General features: G+C 59.1%; 14 protein-coding genes. 6 read left to right on the forward strand and 8 right to left on the reverse strand.

Features of this window, described 5'->3' with window-relative positions; translation table 11 throughout:
• Window positions 1–207: 207 nt before the first annotated feature.
• The 3 genes from ASC85_RS11165 (at window position 208) to ASC85_RS11175 (ending at window position 3,632) form a co-directional block, all read left to right on the forward strand.
• Entirely contained in the window at window positions 208–540 is a 333-nt protein-coding gene (locus ASC85_RS11165; RefSeq protein WP_057449360.1) for a hypothetical protein, read from the forward strand.
• Window positions 541–752: 212 nt separating this feature from the next.
• Window positions 753–2,528 (forward strand): HsdM family class I SAM-dependent methyltransferase, encoded by a 1,776-nt coding sequence (locus ASC85_RS11170; protein ID WP_057449361.1) that lies wholly within the window; start codon window positions 753–755, stop codon window positions 2,526–2,528.
• A gap of 9 nt (window positions 2,529–2,537) precedes the next feature.
• Window positions 2,538–3,632: a BsuBI/PstI family type II restriction endonuclease gene (locus tag ASC85_RS11175; RefSeq protein WP_057449362.1), complete on the forward strand. Its 1,095-nt coding sequence runs from the start codon at window positions 2,538–2,540 to the stop codon at window positions 3,630–3,632.
• 62 nt (window positions 3,633–3,694) lie between these two features.
• On the opposite strand, the gene ASC85_RS11180 is transcribed toward ASC85_RS11175, so the two are convergent.
• Complete coding sequence (locus ASC85_RS11180; protein ID WP_057449363.1) at window positions 3,695–4,528, reverse strand: amino acid ABC transporter permease; 834 nt, start codon at window positions 4,526–4,528, stop codon at window positions 3,695–3,697.
• Window positions 4,525–5,346 (reverse strand): ABC transporter substrate-binding protein, encoded by an 822-nt coding sequence (locus ASC85_RS11185; RefSeq protein WP_003206974.1) that lies wholly within the window; start codon window positions 5,344–5,346, stop codon window positions 4,525–4,527. Before ASC85_RS11185 ends, ASC85_RS11180 begins: the two co-directional genes overlap by 4 nt.
• A gap of 113 nt (window positions 5,347–5,459) precedes the next feature.
• Here ASC85_RS11185 and ASC85_RS11190 point away from each other — a divergent pair, with 113 nt between their 5' ends.
• Both ASC85_RS11190 and ASC85_RS11195 read left to right on the forward strand, forming a co-directional pair.
• Complete coding sequence (locus ASC85_RS11190) at window positions 5,460–6,359, forward strand: homocysteine S-methyltransferase family protein (RefSeq protein WP_057449364.1); 900 nt, start codon at window positions 5,460–5,462, stop codon at window positions 6,357–6,359.
• A gap of 200 nt (window positions 6,360–6,559) precedes the next feature.
• The gene (locus tag ASC85_RS11195; protein ID WP_057449365.1) at window positions 6,560–11,875 is read left to right on the forward strand and encodes a hypothetical protein; all 5,316 of its coding nucleotides are present in this window, start codon (window positions 6,560–6,562) and stop codon (window positions 11,873–11,875) included.
• A 160-nt stretch (window positions 11,876–12,035) separates the two neighbouring features.
• Here the strand turns inward: ASC85_RS11195 and ASC85_RS11200 are convergent, their stop codons facing one another.
• Genes ASC85_RS11200 through ASC85_RS11210 form a run of 3 tightly spaced genes read right to left on the reverse strand, consistent with a single transcriptional unit; the run spans window position 12,036 to window position 13,808 of the window.
• A complete protein-coding gene (locus tag ASC85_RS11200) occupies window positions 12,036–12,707 on the reverse strand; it encodes a GNAT family N-acetyltransferase (RefSeq protein ID WP_057449366.1) in 672 nt (223 codons plus the stop codon).
• A gap of 10 nt (window positions 12,708–12,717) precedes the next feature.
• On the reverse strand, window positions 12,718–13,164 hold the full coding sequence (locus ASC85_RS11205) for a GNAT family N-acetyltransferase (RefSeq protein WP_057449367.1): 447 nt from the start codon (window positions 13,162–13,164) through the stop codon (window positions 12,718–12,720).
• A 2-nt stretch (window positions 13,165–13,166) separates the two neighbouring features.
• The gene (locus ASC85_RS11210; RefSeq protein ID WP_057449368.1) at window positions 13,167–13,808 is read right to left on the reverse strand and encodes an FMN-binding negative transcriptional regulator; all 642 of its coding nucleotides are present in this window, start codon (window positions 13,806–13,808) and stop codon (window positions 13,167–13,169) included.
• A gap of 100 nt (window positions 13,809–13,908) precedes the next feature.
• Between ASC85_RS11210 and pdxR the strand changes: the two genes are divergently transcribed.
• Entirely contained in the window at window positions 13,909–15,453 is a 1,545-nt protein-coding gene (gene pdxR, locus ASC85_RS11215) for a MocR-like pyridoxine biosynthesis transcription factor PdxR (RefSeq protein WP_057449369.1), read from the forward strand.
• Window positions 15,454–15,489: 36 nt separating this feature from the next.
• On the opposite strand, the gene ASC85_RS11220 is transcribed toward pdxR, so the two are convergent.
• The 3 genes from ASC85_RS11220 to ASC85_RS11230 form a co-directional block, all read right to left on the reverse strand.
• Window positions 15,490–20,091, reverse strand: a complete 4,602-nt coding sequence (locus ASC85_RS11220) for a dermonecrotic toxin domain-containing protein (RefSeq protein WP_057449370.1) — start codon at window positions 20,089–20,091, stop codon at window positions 15,490–15,492.
• Window positions 20,092–20,247: 156 nt separating this feature from the next.
• Window positions 20,248–21,348, reverse strand: a complete 1,101-nt coding sequence (locus tag ASC85_RS11225; RefSeq protein ID WP_057449371.1) for a polyamine ABC transporter substrate-binding protein — start codon at window positions 21,346–21,348, stop codon at window positions 20,248–20,250.
• A gap of 11 nt (window positions 21,349–21,359) precedes the next feature.
• A complete protein-coding gene (locus ASC85_RS11230; protein ID WP_027912842.1) occupies window positions 21,360–22,391 on the reverse strand; it encodes a histone deacetylase family protein in 1,032 nt (343 codons plus the stop codon).
• Window positions 22,392–22,668 lie beyond the last annotated feature (277 nt).

The following is a 22,668-nucleotide window of genomic DNA, read 5'->3' on the forward strand; positions in this document are numbered from 1 at the left end:
AAACCCGTTCCGGGTTTCGCGTAGGATAGCTCCGAGATCAAGAAACCCGGTTTTTTGTCATTAGGGCCTCGCCTATAGTTCTCTCGTCATCGACAAATCGGTGACCGATCTTAGCCGGTCGAACAAGAGTGCACGAGCGCCCCCAACGGCGGCGCTTTTTGCTGCCTCCGCGAACGGCGGTAGCTCCTAACTCAAGAGAGCAATCCGATGATCAAGTTCCATCCCCTTCAAGCAAATACCAGCGCCGGAGCCACGCTTTTTATCGACACGGAAGCCGGCGCCTCCGATCTTTTGGAAACTGCTGCGCATCGCATCAAAGTGGCTCGAGATTTACTCAACAGCGTTTCCTGTCTATGCATGAAAAACGCCGAAGGCTATGACCTGGAGCACTTCACCAGCGCCGCGCATCTGCTGTTGCAGGACGGTTGCGATGCGTTGGAGGTGTTGGGATGGCGTGTCGATGGAGAGGGTGATCTCCAGGCGCAAGCTAGTAGCAATCCGCCTTCAAACCAGACAGGTTCTGTCAGCTCAACCGTTTAGCCGATGAATTAGCATTGTTATGATAAGGCTGTATATTCATACAGCTTTATCGATTTTTGAGCTGGTGGCTGGGTTTGCCGAGCCGATTGCTAATTGTTGATTACCTTTTTTTAACGCAACATCGCGTAAGGGCGATAGCCGGGGCGTCTAGACCTTCAAAGCAAGGTAGAATCGCGACCCGCTATGGGGGGTGTATGGCAAAAGAGGCGCAAATGACATTTGCTGAGCTGGACGTTCCATTTGCTTTGAAGGCGCCGGTTCAGTCGTTGGTTACCGCCAGGGCTACGGCTCGTGCATTGGCTGCCGGGTTCCCTATAGACAAACAGTTGAGCTTGGCAAGAGCATTTGGCGTTCGGCTAATTGAAGCTTGGTGGCGCGGCCTCAACCAGGATGAAATCGCTCCTCAGGAGCTTCGTGCACCGATTGCCGAATTTGAAACCTCAACACTTTCAGACGCCGCCAGCTTGCTTGCCGAGCAGATCGGTACGGCAGCCGCAGAATTCGACGCTGAGACGGCTGCCTATCAGATAGGGCTTACTTACACCAGTATGCTGCCCGTGGAGCATCGTGGAGAGTATGGGATTTTCTATACGCCTCCAGCTCTAACCGCGCGGCTTATCGATCAGGCCACGTCAGCGAATGTTGATTGGGCGAAATGTCGTGTTCTGGATCCGGCGTGTGGCGGTGGTGCGTTTCTCGCACCCATTGCGCAGCGAATTATGAAGGAGCTTGCACAATGCAGCCCGAGACTGCTGCTGCAAAGTATCGGTAACCGGCTGCACGGCTTTGAAATAGATCCGTTCGGAGCCTGGCTCAGCCAAGTTACTTTGGACGCAGTATTGCTGCCCATCAGTCGCCCGTCGGGTCTGCGCTTACCTGTCATGATCACGGTTTGTGATTCGTTGCGGAATAATCCGCCTAAAGACGGATTCGATTTGGTCATCGGTAATCCGCCGTATGGCAAAGCCAAGCTCGATCTCGAAACGCGCGAGTTGTATAAGCGCTCTCTATACGGTCATGCCAATCTTTACGGACTGTTTACTGACTTCGCCATTCGCCAAACCAAACCGGGTGGGCTGATCGCTTTTGTGACCCCTACTTCTTTTTTGGCGGGGGGGTATTTCAAAAATCTGCGTGCGCTGATTGGCCAAGAAGCACCTCCGATTTCCATAGATTTCGTTGCGGCCCGTAAAGGCGTTTTTGATGATGTTCTTCAAGAAATGGCTCTCACCACTTACCGTAAGGCTGGCGAAGACGTTCCGGTTGTGGTCTCTGAAATAATATCTGCGGAGGGTGTGACTGAAATTAGAGAGACGGGGTCAATCGTCCTGCCAAAAGACCGCACTTTGCCTTGGCTGCTACCTCGGAATCCCAACCAAACGAAACTTGTGGGAAGGCTTTCTGAGATGCCACATCGTCTTGTTGACTGGGGATACAGAGTCAGTACGGGGCCGTTGGTCTGGAACCGTCATAAATCGCAACTGACCTACCAAGCTGGTAGCAGTCGGCTACCGCTTATTTGGGCTGAAGCAATTACAGTCGACGGGGAGTTTGTTTTTCGAGCGGAGAAGAAAAACCATGCTCCCTATTTCGAGCTGGCGCCCTCTGATCAATGGCTGGTCACGACCCAGCCCTGTGTGCTTTTACAGCGCACCACTGCCAAAGAGCAGAGCCGTCGTCTTATCGCAGCCGCGTTACCAATAGATTTCCTTCAGTCGCATGGGGGAGTGGTGATAGAGAACCATATCAACATGGTCAGACCCATCACAGACGCTCCCAAAGTTAATACTGCTGTGCTTGCTGCTTTTTTGAATAGCGGGGCGGCTGACCGTGCGTTTCGTTGCGTCAGTGGTTCTGTAGCAGTTTCAGCCTATGAGCTTGAATCCTTGCCTTTACCCGATCCGGCGGCCTTGAAGGAGCTAGCAAGGTTGGTTGAAGCTGACGCTTCAAAAGAGTCCATCGAAGCAGCTTGTTCCAAACTTTTCTAAGGAAGAAATGTGCTACCACCTCATGTTTCGCGATCGTTGATATCCGAAAGGCTGCCTCTGATTTTTCCAGAGGGAACGCCTAACCGTTCTTACTGCATACGCGAGCTGGCTGCGAGCACAGTTTTTGCGATGCTTTATATCGGCGCAGTCGAAGGTGCGGATGTCTGGCTTGGGCCGGTGCATGTATATCGAATGACAGATACGCAGGCTGAAGATTGCTGTGAGAACGCTCGCTTAACTTACCGGACCAATTTGCGGAAAAAGGCCTTTCAGGTTCCAGGCGTTCGTTGGTATGCAGACAATACCCGTGAGCCTATTCGCGACGAAACATTGAGAGAGGGTTTGTTGGTTGTGGGGGCCGTGCTTGAGCGGCCGGATATACCTACGACATCGGGGCTGCCTCGTTATGCACTTAAGGCGGACCTTGCGGCTCTTTTCGACCCTGACCTAGCAGGTGAGGACTTGTCTGCTGCCATCTTAGCCTGGCAGGAAAAACATCTGTCGCGTAGTGCGAGAGCTCGTGTGTCCCTTATGCGAGCAGGTACGGCAGGAAGAGATGGTGTTTTAGTATCTTTCCCCAATGGTGACACCCGTCGGCTCGTTCCGGGGCCTAGCTCAGACATATCGAAGGCAGTTGTGGAGGTTTTTGCTGTCAAGTTCTTGGAACAGCCAGGTGTTATCTGGCTGAGTGAATCAGGTAACAAGGTTGCTCATCCCGATCTTCAGCTGGCTTCAAACATTGGGCTGGATATTGAGGCGCAGAAAAATCTTCCTGATCTGATTCTGGTAGATCTCGGTCCTATCGAGCCATTAATCGTCTTTGTCGAGGTCGTTGCGACCGATGGAGCTATTACCCCGCGCAGGCAAGAGGCGTTGTACGCGATAACAGACAGAGGGGGCTTCAGTCGCTCACAGGTCGCTTTTGTAACGGCTTACGCAGACAGGGAGGCAGCTGGATTCAAGAAAACCATCACGGGTTTGGCTTGGGGGACTTTTGCTTGGTTTATGTCTGAGCCTGATAACCTGGTGCTTCTTCAGAATGGTGTGCGTCGGCTCGCAAGCCTCAACGTATTTATTGAGGCGAAAGCCCCGTTGGACCCCTAATTCCTGAGTCCGAAGGGCGAGTTTGATATCCATTGTTTGATTGTTGCTGTCTTATACCCACGTCAACTGCGCTTGAGATAAGCCTTCCCATAATGCCGCTCCATCCGCGCCTGAATCAGCTCCAACGCAATGGACATCAACCAATAAATAATCGCCGCCGTCGTCAGCATCTCGATATAGCGATAACTGGAACGCCCATAAGACTGCGCCAGAAACATCACCTCCCAAACCCCCATCACCGAGATCAGCGAAGAATCCTTGAGCATGGAGATGAATTGGTTGGTGGTCGGCGGGATGATGGTGCGCATGGCCTGGGGCAGGGTGACGCGCCAGAAGATCACGGTTTCGCTCAGGCCCAGGGCGAGGGAGGCTTCGCGTTGGCCGTTGGGGACGCCGAGGATCCCAGCGCGGAAGATCTCGCTCAGGTAGGCGCCGTAGTTCAGCGACAAGGCGATGATCCCGGCGGCGATGGCGCCCGGGACCACGCCCAGTTGGGGCAGGCCCAGGTAGATCAGCAGAATCTGGATCAGCAGTGGCGTGCCGCGAAAGAACGACGCATAGAAACTGGCGATACCGAACGCCACCGCGCTGCTGGACAGCCGCGCCAGGGCGGTGATGAAGCCCAGCAATGACGACGTGACGATCGAGCACAGGCACAGGAACAACGTCAGCACCGCGCCTTGCAAAAAGCCATTGGGCGCCAGGTGCACGCCCAGCAGGTTCGGCAGTTTGTCGAGGATGATGGAGAACTTCAGGTCGAAGCTCAGGAAGAAACTCGCGAACAGCACCAGCATGGCCGCCCAGGTCAAATACAGCCGGGTGCGAAAGCCGAAGATTTTTTGCAGGCGTGATTCAGCCACCGGTGGCGGTGGCTGAGGGGGTGGAAAAGAAGTCATTGGGTAATGTCGGCGCCGATCCATTTTTGCGAGAGTTTGCTCAAGGTGCCGTCCTGTTTCAACTGGGCAAAGACTTCACGCACCTTGTTGTCCCACTGGGCGTCGCCCTTTTCGATGGCCACCGAGTTCGGCTCGGAGTAGAGCACCTCGCCGGCCAGCTTGAAGCGCTTGTCTTCGGTCAGGCGCGGCTGTGCGGTCACCAGGTTGGTCAGCACCGCGTCCAGTCGCACCCCGGCGCCCAGGCCCAGATCCTGGAAGGCCACGTTGTCGGTGTCGTATGGGGCAATCTGCACGTCCTCGAACGGATAGCTCAGTTGAGTATCCTCGGCGCCTTCGATCACCAGGTTCTTGTTCAGGTAGCTCTCGTAGCTGGAAGCGCTGGTCAGGCCGACCTTCTTGCCGCTCAGGTCTTTGGCGCCGTGGATACGGTCGTCCTTGGCGTTGACCACGATCACCGCTGGCGAAGCGTAGTACTGCACCGGGAAATCGAACACTTCGGCGCGTGCCTTGCTCGGCGTCATGGAGCAGATGCAGATGTCATAGCGCCCGCTCCAGTGACCGGCCGCGATCACGTCCCAGGAAGGAGTTTCCAGGCGCAGCTTCACGCCCAGTTTCTGCGCCACCGCCTTGGCGACGTCCACGTCAAAACCGTCGAGCTGGTTCTGATCGTTAAGGAACGAGAAGGGCGGATAGCTTTCCATCAGCACGCCGACCAGTTCTTTTTTCTGTTCGACGCGATCCAGCGTGGCGCCGGCGAACGCTTGCGAAGAGGCAGCCAGCAGAGTCAGGCCCAGGGCCAGCAGTGGTTGTAATTTCATGTGAGGGCCCTGATAGAAAAATAAGTTGTAGTTCACCGAATGGTGCGTATTAAATAGTTATAAGAACAACTCCGGTAGTGAGTATTTTTCATAAGCTTATGAGTGAATCGCATATGGGCTCAGCAACGACAGTCATTCTCGATGGCGGCATGGGCCGCGAACTGCAACGCCGGGGCGCGCCGTTCCGACAGCCCGAGTGGTCGGCGCTGGCCTTGAGCGAAGCGCCCCAGGCGGTAGAAGCCGTGCACGCGGCCTACATTGCCAGCGGCGCCAACGTGATCACCAGCAACAGCTATGCGGTGGTGCCGTTTCATATTGGCGAGGCGCGTTTCGCCGAAGAAGGCCAGGCCCTGGCCGCGCTCGCGGGCGAGTTGGCGCAGCGGGCAGTGCGCGCTTCGGGTAAAGCGGTGCAAGTGGCCGGGTCGCTGCCGCCCTTGTTCGGTTCCTATCGGCCGGATCTGTTCGACGCTTCCCGCGCCAGTGAATTGCTCGCGCCCCTGGTGAACGGCCTGGCGCCCCATGTCGACTTGTGGCTGGCCGAGACCCAAAGCTCCACGGTCGAAGCGCGGGCGATTCACGTCGGGTTGCCGAAGGACGGCAAGCCGTTCTGGCTGTCGTTCACCCTCAAAGACGAAGACACTGATGAAGTGCCACGCCTGCGTTCCGGCGAACCGGTGGCGGACGCCGCTGCGGTGGCGGCTGAGCTGGGCGTCGAGGTGCTGTTGTTCAACTGCAGCCAGCCAGAAGTGATCGGCGCGGCCATCGATGCCGCGCGGGACACCTTCGCGCGCCTGGGTGTGAAGATCCACATCGGTGCCTACGCCAACGCCTTCCCGCCGCAACCGAAGGAAGCGACGGCCAACGATGGGCTCGATCCGCTGCGCGAAGACCTTGATCCGCCAGGCTATCTCCAGTGGGCGGCGGACTGGCAAAAACGCGGGGCCAGCCACCTGGGCGGCTGCTGCGGGATCGGGCCGGAGCATATTGCGGTGTTGGCGCAAAAGCTGGTCTAAGGGGTTGGCGGTCGGAGGGTAATAAATACATTGGCTGTTCGACCGCCATCGCCGCATCCTTTCAAGCGTGCAATCCCGCCGCCGCAAACATCGGCTTACGCTTTTCTCCAAAGCCCGTAGCCACACCTATACATATGTACGTCATTCCCGCTGAAACGGCGCGATAGGGTCCCAGCCCTACTCATCACCGGGACACCTGAATGACTGTCTTCCCTGAAAATGCATCTGGCGTGACGCCGCAGGCTGCCGGCGTACGGCTCAAACCCATCAGCCTGTTACCCCACGGTATTCGATTTCAACCCCATGAATTCGCCGATCAATGGCTAAATCAATGGGGCCTTATTGGCGATACGCGGGTACAGGTCACTTATCAAGAGGTCGAGACAGTCGATTCGGCCGCTCAAAGAAAAACCTCATCGGTGCCTCTGCGTGACGCCGTGACACGAGGCTTTTTGATCGCCCATCAAAGCAGGGCGACCGCTGAGCCTTCTGCGCGCGAGGGTTGGGTTTATCCCCACCGAAGTCATATGTCCCTGGACTTCTCCTCACTGCGGGTCAACGGTAAAGGTCTTTCAGCAGACGTCTTGCAGCAACTGCACGCTGGCATCGCGCCCGGCTACCAGGGTATTGGGCAGCCCGTCATTACGGAGGTGGACGCCCAAGGCAATCTGCTCGGCCCCCGTGAAAAAGAACAGATCAGGCAACTGGGGCACCTGGATGCCAATCAGGTGAAACTGGCGCGTCTGTTCGCCGCTTTGCCAACGTTCGATACCGTGCTCAAGCGTCTGCTGGTCAACCGCATCAAGGCAAAGATCCCTGAGCGGAAATTCCGCGCCTCACGGCTCCAGGGCATCGACCCGGATCACTGGTATGTGAACCACTTTGATGTGGACTCGCTCGGTGGTCGTTCATTGACCGCCTCACAGTGCTTTACCGACGTGATGTTGGGCTGTTTGGCGACGGATACACCGCCCACTTACTCGCGCGGTGGCGTGGGCTTCTACACCCGTCCGGACTCGGTGCAAGAGCTCGACAGCGTATTCGTCAGCCCGCTGGACGCGAAAATTCCAGCGATCATGGAGTCCGTGTTCTATATCGCCGACCCCGCAACCAATGACAGCTTGAAGCAGCAGTTGCGTGACGATCTCAGCGCCTTTCGCCACGACAGAAACGACGCAGGCGCGCTCGATACGTCGCCCACTGAAGCGGCACTTGCTCATCTGTTGTCCCGACGGTTCCTGCACCTTTTCGACTTGTACAAAGTCGATCGGGATCCGGCCACCCCGTTAACCCAAAGTGCGCGAACCCTGCAGGATGAAGAGGATCGCCTGCTGGACCTCATCACCACTCACCCGTCCAGGGCGGACAGAAGCCGGTTGCTGCGAGCGCCCATCCCCCATGTCTACGCCGTCATGCTCGACATGGGCGCTGCGAAACCACAGAAATGGCCTGCTGCGATGGTGATCAAACGCACGGATCAACTCTCGCTGTTCCTGTACTCCCTGGAAGGAGGAATACAGCGCTTCCGTTCTTTCCAGGACCTGGTCAATCACGTCAGCCCGACCTACGCGGGACAGAAGCGTGGGATCCGGGATATTGCTTCTGAACTGTCCGAGTCTGTTTTTGCGGTGGCGGCGGATGACCTGCTGCTGCACCAACGCACCGCGCTGGAAACGGTCCTGAATACCTCGGAAAACGCGACACTTACTTTGGCGGCTTATGCGCTGAAGGCTGAAGATGCGCTGGGGTTGCCCATGTTGTCGCTGGCCGGGCCGCTGGCGGTGCGCCGGGAAACCCTGGTCGAAAACAACCGTCCCGATTTTTATGCAGCCGCAACACGTGCGGAAAAGTCGAACTACCGCAGCCTGGAAGCGCAGGTATTGGAAGCCGCCTACACACTGGCGAGTAGCGATATCCCGACGTTGTTGCAATTCACCCGCCAGAAGATCAAGCAGTACCTGCAACACGCGGTGCACCCCGGCGTTGATCCCGACCCGGACAAGACCCTGGTCACGCTTTCCTATGGCCAAGGCGCCAACCCAAGGCAGTCACGTATCGCCAGCCTGACCGAGTTGATGCTCGATAACCTGCGCCCGGCTCAATACCCGAACGCAATGAGAGAAGTGCTGGCCGTCTACCTTGCCGATCAAGATGGTCAGCGTATCCGCCACCCGGCCAACGGCTTCCTGATCACGTTGACGGGAGGCGAGCTTGCCAGGATGGCGACGCACATTGATGCCGGCGGCCGTTATGAAACCCTGCTCCGGAAGGAAATGAATAAACCTGACTACAAGGCAGCCTGGCAGGCGGCCTACCTGGCCAATATGAAATTCAAAGGCCATGAGGCCGGGCTCAGGGGCGATGAAGTCTTCAAGAGCACCGTGCTCGATAGGGCCTTCCATCCACCGAAGCCCAAGAAGTTGATCGCGCTCTGGCTGCAGGCTGTTCTGCAATCGCCCGCTGCCGAGACACGTGCCCTGGTCCAGGGGCGAAGCGTGCAGGTCTATGCGCTTGTGCTGGGTGGAAGTGTCGGGGCTGGTGGGCAGCATGGGACGATGGGCAATGCGATCAGCATTGATGGCGTCCTGGTTTTTTCCGATCAGGACGGGCCGGACATCAAGGGAACCGTGGGTGTCTATTTTCCGGACAGCCCCGAGGGTAATGACTTTCATGAGTTTTCCAGCCTGGGCGAGGGGGTGGCGGGGCTGTTGCAACAAGAGCAATGGCAGGGATATTTCCGCTCACGTATTTGCACCCTCGATCCTGAAGAGATAAAGCGCACGTTGGGGCAACAGCGTGGCCGACCGTTGATCCGCGGCGCGTTGATCCCTGGCAATTTTCTCGAGGCCCTCCACCGCGCGCACGTCAACTTCCACAGCGCTTATGCCGATCACCGCTCCAACAGCAACCGGGATGTTCATCGCCAGACGGCTGCCAGGCTGGTAATGATGGCGATGGAAACGTTCATGGACCTGGCCGGCATCTTCCTGGTTCCCGGATTCCAACTGCTCAAGAGCGCCATCAAGACCGGGTGGTTGATGGTCAGGACCGGCGCTGTTCCAGCGAACCTGACCACCTTGGTCTTTGTCCACAGAGTGGCCAATTATGGCGGACGAGGGTTGGCGGGTGGCGTGAGTGTTCCAGTACGGGGACAGTCCTCTTTCCTGGCCGTGACGGCGCGCCAGAGCCAGGGCGAAACATTGGCTGGCCTGCCTTTGGAAGACGCGCTTTACCGCCGTTATGCCGTGACGGATACCTCGTTGCTACAAGGGCTGGCCGCCGATGCCCAGGGCTTTTATCGCCCCACGCTCAATAACAGCGTCACGCGTCCGGTGTACGTGCGACAACCCGATGGGACGGTGTTCCGGGTGCACGACCATACGAAGTTGACGGCGACCGAGGCCACCCTTGTCGACCCTGCTACCGGGTTGAGTATCCGTTCCAGCGGCGTGATGAGAAGTACCGTGGCACGGATGCCCAATGGCGAGTGGCGCGCTGTGGGGTTTGGTCGGGGTGGTGGAAAGCGTCCGGCACCGGCTGAACCAGGTCCCTCGAAACCCAAGGTGCCTGCTCCGTCGTCGGCGTCTGTTTCCGACTCGATCCGTACGCCAGGGGTCTGGAACACACAAGTCATGGAACTGGTCCCGGCCATCATCACGCGCCTTGCGAACTGGCCGCAAAACCGCAGCTTGCTGATCGTTGACGAGATAACGGCAAACCGTAGGTGGTCGGTGCGTTTTACCCCAGGTCAGGAGGAAAGCGTTTACCCGAGGGGCAACCACCCGGGTCGAACGAGCACCGATATCGTCTTGAGACGAACGGCCCAGAACCATTACAACCTGGATCTGGTTGACGACATCGTGGAGATAGATGCCGATGGCGACTGTTTTTTCAATGGCATCGCCCGAGGTTTGAATGAAGGGCAAGCGCAGGAGACTTTTTCGATGCAGGGGCTGCGTAATGCAGCGGCCGACTATGTCGATCAACACCCGGAATTGAATCAGTACATGGTGTCGCGAGCCTCCGGGGTCCGACAAGCGCTCTTTGAAAATGCCCCCTGGCTGGAAAACCTGCTGGACGAGGAGGCATTGTCCGATCTCAGCCGGATTATCTACGGTGCCCCCAACCCGTATCGCTTGTTTCAACCGACCCAGGATTACCTGAGGTTGTACGCAAACAGCGTCGGTCGCCGGACGCTGTTTGCGGCGCGAGAGGCTGACCTGCCACCGGAGGTGCTGCAGGAAATCGGGCGCTATTTATCGCCCCGGTCCCCAGAGCAACTGATGCCGAGCAGTGCACCGTATTACACCCGTGAGAACCAGACCCTGCGGCAATTTTTCCAAGATACTTTGTTGGGCCCTGTCGAGGATTTGCACCTCAGCGAACTGCTCAATAATGAATTCCTCCGGCTGTCCCAAGGCGTGATCCATATCATGCTGGAATACGGAGTCAGGGCCCGGCAACTGACCGACCATCACCCCAGGAATCAATTGGCCTACGTCAAGTTCGACCAGGCCAGGCATGGTCATCTTGATGATAACCAGCTTGAACAATTGCTCGACGGTGCCTACCTGGTGGACCGCGACGACCTGGATCAGGTGAAGGTGAGATTCGAGCGTGAAACGGGGCGGGTAATCGATGACGACTCAGAACTGATGGAGCAGTACATTTATTACGACCGGGCTGAAAACACCCGTGATCTGCTCATCGCTTCCCTCGCGCGTTTCCCCGATTTGTTGAGGCGGGCGAGTCTCCTGCTGAGGTCTGCGGTTATTTCATCCAACCTGGACGGCATGTTGCCTGTGAATGTGGTTGCCAGATGGCTGCGTAATCCGGCGCTCTCCGAGCAACGACTGCGAGTCATCTCTGAATATGCCGATACGCGTTACAAAGAGGTGGTGAGGCACGGCGATATCGATATCCATTGGATGCGATTGTTCGATGACAGCAATCTGCAGAATATCGTCACCCATCAACGGCTACTGACGGCGTTTTGGGATTTCCTGGAAAGGCCGCCGGTGAAGGCTGGCGAGGTCGACCAGGCGCCTGTCATCCGGTTATTCAGCGCCCCGGGGCAATTGCCCTCCAATACCCGAGTGAACATTTTGTTCAATACCCCAAATCTATGGAGCTCGCTGCAACGTCTCCCCAGGCATCACGCCGTGCAGATCTGGGACGATCTGATTGGATCTCAATTTAGCGACTCCGTGATTCAATTCACGCTCGAGCGCCCCGGCGTGCTTCGTTCCGCGCTGGATTTTGTGCTCGCATTAAGAGGCAATCTTCGTGCGAACCGGATTGTCAGGGAGCTGTTCAGCGTCGACCAAAGCCGCGCCCAACAGTATCTGTACAATTTTGATTTCCCGGTCAATCGCTTGGGGCACAGCCTTTTGGATTTTGTGACGTATCTGGAAAGCCACATGGCCGTGCCGGACTGGGCCTGGCAGTACCTGAAGAGAGGGGTGACACCCGAATCGCTCAAGACTTTTGGAGAGATGAAACCGAAACCGGTGTGATCGGGCGGTTGGCAGCCAATGAGTTCATTGCCTGATTAATCGCCATCGCGAGCAAGCTCGCTCCCACAGTCAATCTGTGATGACCACTTAATCCAGGTCCACAACAGATCCACTGTGGGAGCGAGCTTGCTCGCGATGGCGGAGCGTCAGGCCCCGATACCTATGCCCGACACTCCACTAACCCGCGCACCTGCCCACCCTCGCGCTGATTGTCCTCACTCAACCAGCGCTCGAAGCCCGCGGCGATCGCCGGCCATTCCGAGTCCAGTATCGAGTACCACGCGGTGTCGCGGTTCTGGCCCTTGACCACCATGTGCTGGCGAAACACCCCTTCAAACGTGAACCCCAACCGTTCGGCCGCGTATTTGGAGCGGGCATTGCCGTTGTTGCACTTCCATTCCAGCCGGCGATAACCCAGGGCGAAAGACTCCTTGGCCAGTAGATAGACCGCCTCGGTGCTTTTTGGCGAGCGCTGCATCGGTGCGCCGAAGGTCACGTGGCCGATCTCGATGCGGCCCTGGGCCGGGACGATGGACATCAGGCTGAGAATGCCCTGCACCTCGCCGCTGGCGCGGTCGATCACGCTGAAGAAATACGGGTCGGTGTTGGCCGCGTGGTTGTTCAGCCAGGCATCGAACGCACCGCGATCCTTGAACGGACCATAGGGCAAGTAATCCCAGAGTTTCGGGTCGGCGCCGGGGCCTTCGAGGGCTTGCCAGAGGCCATCGGCATGCCGCGCCGGATCGAGTTTTTCCAGGCGGATGAAGCGCCCTTCGAGCAACTGTGCAGAGGGCGCCGGGACACCTTTCCAATCGGCGAGTGAAGTCGACATGCTGCGCTCCTTAAAGGGCTTTGCGAAATTGAATGAAGCCTGGGCGCTCGGCGATGCGCTCGTACAGCTGGATCGCCGTGGCGTTGGTTTCGTGGGTCAACCAGTGCACCTTGCAGCAACCATCGGCCTTGGCCGTGGCGTAGACGAATTCGATGAGCTGGCGACCCACCCCGGTGCCACGGCTCTGTTCCGTGACCAGCAGATCTTGCAGGTAGCAGGAATTCTCGATGCTCCAGTTCGAACGGTGATAGATGAAGTGCACCAGTCCCACCGCCGTGTCGCCATCCCAGGCGAGGGCAGCATGGGTCGGTTCACGCTCATCGAGCAAGCGTTGCCAGGTGCTTTGGCTGACGGCGTCCGGCAATTCGGTCTTGTAAAACCGCAGGTAGGCTTGCCACAGCGGCAGCCAGGCGGTGTGATCGTTGGCGCTGACGAGGCGGATTTCAGGTTGGCTCATGGTCACTCCTTGGACAATTGTTCGGGCATCAGGTGGGCGAGCGCCCGGTCCTGCGGGTCGGGGCTGGCGGCGAGGCCGTTGCGTACGCCGGCGGCATCCGCGGGGCTACGGTTCTGGCTGAGCTTGCGCTTGCCCTCCAGGCGCTGGATGGGCAAGGCGAAGCCGACGATGGCCTTGAGCATGCTGTCGATGTACTCCGGCGGTGCATCGTCGATTTTCCAGGGCTGGGCGCGACCGGTTTCGTGGCGGTCGGTGAGGGCGCCCACCAGGTTTCGCAGGCGATGAGCATCGCTGAACACCTCGGCGCTGCCATAGGCGTGTACGGCCACGTAGTTCCAAGTCGGCACGACTTTGCCGTGTTCGGCCTTGCTGGCGTACAACCCTGGGCTGACGTAGGCATCGACCCCGGCGAATATCACCAGGGCTTCGGCCCCGGCTTCCAGGTCGCGCCATTGAGGATTGGCCCGGGCCATGTGGCCGTAGAGGCTTCCGTTCGGCCCTTGTTGCGTGTCCAGCAACAGCGGCAGATGACTGGCCTGCAAACCGTGTTCACCCTGGGTGACCAATACGGCCAGGCGGCAATCGCCGATCATCTGGTGCAGTTCGGGCAGGTCTTCGACGGCAAAGGCTTTGGGGTTGTACATGATGATTTTCCTTGGCGAATGCGAGCATCCTAGGCAGGCTATTGGTCTGTTGTAAGAGCCACTTCCGGCCAATTCGATAGGTCCATTCGTGAGGGCTGCCATGCACAACGCCACGCCGCCATTGTCGTTCAACCCCGCGGGCATCGAGCTGGATCGCCGCCAAGGGCTCAGCCGCCAGCTCTACCAGGCGTTGCGTACCCGGGTGCTCGATGGGCGCCTGGCCAGCGGCACGCGCCTGCCGGCCAGCCGTGACCTGGCGGCGGCCTTGTCGATTTCGCGTAACAGCGTGGTGCGTGCCTATGACCAGCTCTACGCCGAGGGTTTCATCGAAGGGCGGGTCGGTGATGGTACATATGTGGCAAAACTGTCCTCGACGACGTTGCCGCTGAAAAACATATCCACAAAAGTATCCACAGGGTTTTCAACAGGCTTACCCACAGCCTTATCCACAGATTGGCTCGATTTACCTGTGGGTCCATCCAGTAAAGTTATCCACAGCGGCGCGCTGAACCGTGTCGAAAAACACCATTTGGCCCCACCGCCCAGCGGCCCGCCGCGGGCGTTTCGGGTCGGTGTACCGGCTTTCGATCTGTTCCCTTTCGACGTCTGGGCCAAGCTGAATGCGGCTTTCTGGCGCAAGCCGGATCTGCAGCAGCTGTGTTATGGCGATTCCCAGGGCGATGCGCGCTTGCGCGGGTTGATCGCGGCGTACTTGCGCAGCTCCCGGGGGCTGCACTGCACGGCTGAACAAATTGTGATCACCAGTGGCGCACAGCAGGGCATCAGCCTTTGTGCACAGCTGTTGGTCGACCCGGGCGACGTCGTGGCGGTGGAAAATCCCGGCTATCGTGCGGCCGGGCATGCGTTCGCCGTTGCCGGTGCCGACGTCCGGGGCGTGCCGGTGGATGGCGATGGCTTGGATTGCGCTGCGCTGGGTACGTTGAGCCACTGTCGGCTGGCCTACGTCACACCGTCCCATCAATACCCGACCGGGGTGGTCATGAGCCTGCCACGGCGGTTGGAACTGCTGGCCTGGGCCGAGCGCAACGACGGCTGGATCGTCGAGGATGACTACGATGGCGAGTACCGCTACAGCGGCGCGCCACTGGCGCCCTTGGCTGCACTGGATCGCCAGGGGCGGGTGCTTTACGTCGGCACGTTCGGCAAAGTGGCGTTCCCGGCCCTGCGCCTGGGCTACCTGGTGCTGCCGCCTGGCCTGGTCAACGCCTTCGCCCGACGGCGCGCCGTGGACGTGCGCCACTCCGAAGTCAGCACCCAGGCGGTGATGGCCGAGTTCATGGCCGCCGGGCATTTCCAGCGGCATATCCGGCGTATGCGCAGGGCCGCCCTGGTTCGGCGTGATGCGTTGCTGGCGGGCTGGCCCACGGCGGTTGCGGGTGTCGGAGCCCTGCCCACTGTCGTCGCCGGGCTGCATCTCACGGTCCCGGTAGAGAGCATCGAGCGCGAGCGCGAACTGATCGCCCAAGCGACGAATGTGGGTGTGGAAATCAATGGCCTGAGCAGTTATTGGTTGCCCACCACGCCGTCGCAGGTGCGCGCCGGGCTGGTGCTGGGGTTTGCGGCGGTCCCGCCAGCGGCGATCGGCACCGCGCTGGCGAACCTGTCGAAGGCCTGGAAACCCTGAGGGCGCGCCGCCGGGGCATCGGCGGCGGCCCTGGCTTTATGGTCGCTCCTTTGGAAAAAACACCTGCTGGGCCTGGTCCACGGCAATTTCGCTGCGGTAATGATTGATCAACTGACGCTGGCTAAAGCCTTTTGTAGAGACGTCGGCTATCCCCAGAACCACCTGCTCCACTGTTTTCAGGCGTGCCGAAAGGAACGTACGGGCAGGCACCCAGTTCGTGGAGTAGTGAAAGTCGGCGAACCAGAGCGTCTTGTTGGTTTTCTTGTCCTTGATTTCATACCTGTCGAGGTAACCATGTATGCGGCCCTTGATGCGTTGGCGGTTTATCCGTTTGGTGATGGAAATACGGTTTCGGTCTTTCAGCCAGATCACGCCGCTCATGGTCGGAGGGCTCTGCTTGATGATGTTCAGTACAGTTTCGAATTCCTGTTCATAGAGCGATTTCGATTCTCTCTTGAGGCGCAATCGCAAGGATTCGGCCGAGCGCTGCTGCGCCTCTGATATTTCAATCGTTTCGTTGGTGGCAACGCCTTGTGCCTGGTCGAGTGCCTTCCTGATCGCGATGCCGACCTTCTCCATCCTGCTGGCGTGGGCATTGAGGATCATTGCCACACCGGCCGGTGTCCGGCCTGGCTTTTTCAAGTCTTGTTCAATTTGCGCCTTGAACGCGGTCAGCCCGTCGATCAGGGCTTGGCCTTTGCGAACGCTCGTGTCCAGCGCAGGGACTGCCAGGGGAGGCGGGTCGGCCATCACGTGGGGCGCCCATTCGCCGGTTTCCTTGCGGTGGAACGAGACGATGATTTCATCCGAGAACGGGTTCTTCACATCGACCCAATCCGTTTCCTCGTGCAGCTGCGATAAGCGAGGCTCACCGCTGATGACGCCCCAGAAGCGTGCCCTGATGAATTTTTTCCTGGCCCGCGGACGTGGCTCATGAGGGCTGCCTGACCTTCGCCGGTTGCTTCGCTCATCGAGGGCTTGCGCCAACTGCTCCAACGCTCGCTTTTTACATTCACCCATCTGTTTGACCAGCCGAGTGAGTTGTACGGGGCTGGTGCTGCCTCGGTATTCGGTGCCCATGTAGTCGAGATGTTCTTCGATGGCGGCAAACTGTTCCGTCAGGCTGCCGAGCGCATCGATTTGTTCATCCAGCCGGATCATGCTTCGCTCATCCATGGCGTCGCGCAGGCTCTGGAAGGCCACCGTGGCGTTGTCGACAATTCGGTTAATTTCCACCCAGCCTTCAGGCATCGTCTCGACGCTTTCAAGAGACAGGCAGAGGTGGCGGTACATATCCAGCTGGATAAGTCGCAGATCGTCACTTTTGTAGACCGGCATCTTTGCGCGGTACTGGCGGACAAACTCAAAGCCTTCGCGTCCCATCTCCTTGAGCCTGGAAAAACGTGTCTCCATGTAGTCCAGGCGCTCGATCATGTCGTGACCGGCGTTGATCATGGTGTTGGCAGCATCGATGTGTTGTTGCTCCAGCGCCTTGACCTCGGACGTGATCATGCCCATGGCATCGGTCAGGGCAGGCGTAAAATGCTCTCGCAATACATCCATTTCCGCGAAGGTGAAATTCACTTGCGCGTTCAGATAACCAAGGCTGACGCGAGGGTAATCGGGGCGTGACTGGAAGACCGGCCATTCAATCAGGGTCTTCAGCGCTTGTTCGTAATTTTCTCGTTGGGCTTCCAGGGTCGTCAGATACGCCTCACGCTTGGTTTCCCGGGCCGCGCCGGACGCCTGGTTCATTTCCTGCGCGTCCATGGTCAGCAACTTCTGGTTCGCCGGTTTCTGTTCTTCAAACTGGTTGAGTTCGGCCAGAAGCTCCACGCTGCGGCGTCGTGCCTCGGCGACGACCCTCTGTCGGGCACCTTTCGAGCCGCCGCCGCGTAAGCGCAAGCGGGTATCGATCTGCCACTGGCCGCGCACATCATGGATCAGCGGAGGGCCGGTGCGGACTCCGTCAATCATGCAGACCAAATCGCCCTCTACGGTGACTTCGAACCATTTCCCCGCCATCTTCGCGTACCACTTCCTACCCGTCGCATAGAGGCCCCTGAGCGCGCCTTCGGCCCTGGGTTGCCCAGGTGAGTCGGGGGCCGCGATGCTGAAGCTATCGAGCAGATTGGCGCGCTTGCTCGACCTGCCGATCAAGGCACCGCTGGTATGAATGACCTCGTAGTGCTCTTGTGGCAGCTCTGTCTTGGTGAGCGGCGCAAGCGTTTCGACAATGATCTTGGGTTTGAGCACCGGCGGGATTTCCGGTGGGGCAATCTCCGGGGCCTCTGTCGGACGGCTACCTTTGCTCGCCCTGGTGCGGTCAATCACGTAATGGATGATCCCCAAGGAGACGTTCAACAACACATCGACAAACAGCGCCCACTTGGCCTGGCTACTGGTTTCTTCGTCACTCTGCGTCAGCTCTTCAAGGTCGTTCAGGATCTGCCAGAGCCAGGTCGTGGTGGCCACCGTGGTGCCGAGGTAGGGCAACGCCAAATTGAAAATCAGCCAACCGGCCTGCTTGAAAGACTCCCAACGGCTTTCGCGATTGGAGACCGACTGATGATCGGCGAGCGTGACCAAGGCATTGGCGTTGGCCCGGAACAACAGTGGCAGGAAGTCGTCGCCCAGGGTCTCGTCGCCAAGGCTGACAGGACCATTATTGGACAAGGTCTCCAGCGGGGCTGCGACGAACTCCACGATGGTCCAGGGCGAGGGCAGGGCGCCTGGAAAGACATCTCGGCCATAGGTTTCGCGTACCCCATCGGGCAGCCACGCCAGTACCGATTGGCGCAAGGGGGCGTTTTGCCTGATGGTGTACAGCAAGTTGCTGAACGACGGGAACTGCCACAGCTGCGGTTCAAGCAACGGTCGATAAAGCAGGCAAGGACCGGCACTTGGCGTCTGCGGGCCGATCACGAACATGTTGGCAACGATGTCCTCTGAAAGCCCCAACTGCAGCTCGGGCACGAAAGCCAGTTTGCGCAGGACGATGGTTTGCCCGTCTACCTTGCGGTCGTCTTCCTGGGGTTCCATCAGCGCCGCGACATAACGACAACCGCGCTCATCGATATTGCCCCGCCCACGGAGTTTGCCCTCCAGCGCAAGCATGGGTAGCTGTATGCGCACCTGTGAGGTGTACAGGTTTTCGCGGCGGAGCGACTCCGCCGGGTCATTCAGCAGTTTGCGCTTGATCAGGTCGGGATAGACGCTACCGATATCGACTTGGGTGATGAGCTTCTCGACGTAGTCCACCGTCAACCACGCGGGCAACACGGTCGCGTCGAGGGCCCTCACCGTCTTGTTGCCCGGGGGCAGGGCAATCAGGTTTTGCAAGGCCAGGTCGACGAGGTTGAAGCGCGTGGTATCGAATTTGAAGGGCACAACGAAGGTGCCCCAGACAACCGGGCTTTTTATCTCGATCTCGATTTTTTCCGGGTCCAGCGTCGAAGCGTCGTCGTGGTCGGATTGCATCTGCGTTTTCAGCGCCTGCGCCGCATACGTTTTGATAGGGGGAATGTCGTCCAGGTAGGTTTTGCCGGCGTGGGAGCTGCTCAGTGCCGAGAGGTTCTTCATGTATTGGGCGAACAGGATCTGGTCGGAAACCGACGCGGCCTGCAGCCATTCGGGCAACTGTTTTTGGAACCAGCTTTCGCCAGGCCCTACGTCCACTCCGCTGGGGGCCGGTGGTTCGTCTTCTGCATAGCCCGGATTCAGACTGATGCTGGGGATGCCAAGGATCTTGACCTGCACGGCGATGATCCCGCAGGCCTTGCTGTCGAAAATATTGCCGCTGGGCTCATAGAGCCGCCAGCGAATTTTCGTCGGGTGCACCAGGGTGCCCAGATGCTCAGGAAGGGCTTGCCCCAACGCGTGCCGTGAAGCGAACTTTTCATAACCGTTGAGCAACGAGTGCACAAGGATGACCTCCTTGTTGTCGATCAGGCCGATCAGCACCACCAGCGAGTTTTCATTCACGCGGTTGATCTCGTCGCCGTCGACCTCCTCGATGTCGACCAGATACGCGTGGCTGTCGTAGCTGTCGTTACGGTCTTGTGGGTCGGGGTACAGGAACAGTTGCCGGGCCATGTCGCATTCAGTCGCCGTCCAGCCTTCGATCTGCTTGACGTCCCAGAGCTTGCGCAGCGTGTGGGAGAGCTCATGCCAGCGCGGGCCGTAATTGCCGAACGGCATGTTCCAGTACGCCAGTTGCTGCTCCTGGCTGGCCGGTACCATGGCCGGCACCAGCTCGTTGATCAAACGGCCGATCTGGTCGATGCGCACCGGCAAATGCACCTCGGGCGCGGTGATCGGCAGTTGGGTCAGGAAGTGCAGGCCTTCGATCAACAACGTGGGTTTGCTCTGGTCCACCCGCGAGGCCAGCAAATCGCTGAGCGATTCATAGCGGGTGGGGCGCGCCACGATCTCGCCACCAACAATGTCCCAGGCCGGTTCGCCGATGACGGTGGTATGCGGGTCGAGATCCAGTGAGGGGTAGAGCTTCTTGAGTGCGTTGCGCAGCAGCATGGCCGCCACTTCCGGGTAGGTGGGGCCTGCGAGCAGTTGGTTGACCAGCGCGCTCCTGATACTCGCGTTGAACGCCGGGGCGGTGCCGGTAGGGTCTGATGTCATCTGAGTTGTCCCTGTCTCGAGATGGATGAAAACCCCGAAGCCGAACGCTTCGGGGTTTCCATGCTAGAGAGGCAAGGGACGGGGCAGGTGGTAACTATGTATACGCTGGTGGGAGCAAGCCTTGCTCCCACAATGGCCTTTATCTCCCAACGGCTTTTACTGGCCGGATTTGATCCGGGTCCAGGCCCGTGTGCGTGCGCGCTCGGCGTCCCTGGGCAAGGGTTGCAGGGTGTAGAGCGTGGTCATGGCCGCTTCAGTCGGGTACAGGTTGGGGTTGCCGCGGATCGCCGGGTCGACCATCTCGGTGGCGTCCTTGTTCGGGTTCGGGTAGCCGACAAAATCGCTGACCGGCGCAATCACCTGCGGTTGCAGCAAGTAGTTGATGAAGGTGTAGGCGTCGTCCGGGTTTTTCGCGCCTTTGGGGATGGCGAGCATGTCGAACCAGATCGGCGCGCCTTCCTTGGGCAGGCGCATGTCCACAGTCACGCCGTTCTTGGCTTCCTTGGCGCGGTTGGCGGCCTGGGAAAAGCTGCCGGAGTAACCCACCGCCACGCAGATCTCACCGTTGGCGATGTCGGCCATGTACTTGGACGAGTGGAAATAGGTGATGTACGGGCGCACCTTCATCATCAGCGCTTCAGCCTTGGCATAGTCCGCCGGCTTCTTGCTGTTGGGGTCCAGGCCCAAGTGCTGCAAGGCCAGGGGCAGGATCTCCGACGGCGAATCGAGCAGCGCCACGCCGCACTGCTTGAGCTTGCTGATGTTCTCTTCCTTGAAAATCAGGTCCCAGCTGTCCACTGGTGCGTTGTCGCCCAGGGCGGCCTTGATCTTGTCCGGGTTGAAGCCGATCAGGATGGTGCCGTACATGTAGGGCACGGCGAATTTGTTGCCCGGGTCGTTGGCTTCGATCAGCTTCATCAGCTTGGGGTCGAGGTGGTTCCAGTTCGGCAGCTTACTGCGGTCCAGCGGCTGGAACACCCCGGCTTCGATCTGCTTGGCCAGGAACACGTTGGACGGCACCACCACGTCATAGCCGGAGTTGCCCGTCAGTAGCTTGGCCTCCAGGGCCTCGTTGGTGTCGAAGATGTCGTAGACCAGCTTGACCTGGCTGTTCTGCGCCTTGAAATCCTCCAGGGCCTTGGGCGTGATGTAGTCGAACCAGTTGTAGACGCGCAAGGTGCGCTCCTCGGCCTGCACAGCGCCGCAAAGCAGCGCGGCGCACACGGCTGGAGCCATTAAACGCTTGAGTCTGTTCATGCTGTTATTCCTCATGGGGCGCTTTGGAAACCTTCAAGAACGTTCACGGCATTGATGCCGATTTCTGCCACCGCGTAGCCGCCTTCCATCACGAACAATGTTGGCTTGCCGAGCGCCGCGATGCGCTTGCCCATCGCCAGGTAATCCGGGCTGTCGAGCTTGAATTGCGAGATGGGGTCGTCCTTGAAAGTGTCCACGCCCAGGGACACGACGATGACATCGGCGTCGTACCCCCGGATCTGCCCGCAGGCCTGCTCCAGCGCCGCGCTCCAGGTGTCCCAGCCTGAGCCGGCTGGCAAAGGGTAGTTGAAGTTGAAGCCCTCACCGGCGCCCTCGCCACGCTCGTCGGCATAGCCCAGGAAGAACGGAAACTCCGCCTCCGGATGGCCGTGGATCGACGCGAACAACACGTCGCTGCGCTCGTAGAAAATCGATTGGGTGCCGTTGCCGTGGTGGTAATCCACATCCAGGATCGCGACCTTCTTCTGACCTTGGTCGAGAAAGGCCTGGGCGGCGATGGCAGCGTTGTTGAGGTAGCAATAACCGCCCATCAAGTCCCCGGCGGCGTGGTGCCCCGGTGGGCGGCACAAGGCAAAGGCACTGCGCGCGCCACGCTGGATGTCCGCCTGGGCGGTGAGGGCCACTTGCGCGGCGCTATATGCCGCCTGCCAAGTGCCGGCGGTAATCGGTGCGCCGGCGTCGAAACTGTAATAACCCAGTTGGCCGTGCAGGCTGGTGGGTATGACCGTGCGAAAGGTCCGCGCCGGCCAGGTGTAGGGCAACAAATCGCCGTCGCGGTTGTACTTGGCCCAGCGGTCCCAGGCACCTTTGAAAAATTCCAGGTACGCCGCGCTGTGGATACGCTGGATCGGCCCCAAGCCAAAATCCTGCGGCGCCTCCACCGGCCCCAGCGCCCGCGCCTTGACCCGCTCCAATACATGATCGGCCCGGGACGGCATCTCGAAGCAGGGCATCAACTGCCCGTCCATCAATTCGCAGCGCCCGTGGTGCAGGTGGTGATCGTCCGAATAGATCGTCAGCATTTTTGTTCTCCGCAAGGCTGATCGGTGTGAACACAGTCTTGCGGCGCGCGGCGTTTCAGAGAACGGCAGGAGAGGCCAAAAGGGGATCGAAATGGCCAATAAGTTTGACCGTAAATCGCCCCTTGTTGGCGCGGGTGTGCGCGGGGTTGGGGCAGAAGGGCAGTTTGAGGCTGTGATGCGTGGCGAAGGAGCTTGCTTCCTCGCCACGGGTTCGATCGTTCCCACGCTCCTGCGTGGGAATGTCGCCAGGGACGCTCCGCGTTCCGCTTCTGGAAGG

Origin of the sequence: Pseudomonas sp. Root401 (assembly GCF_001425105.1) — a bacterium.
GTDB lineage: Bacteria > Pseudomonadota > Gammaproteobacteria > Pseudomonadales > Pseudomonadaceae > Aquipseudomonas > Aquipseudomonas brassicacearum.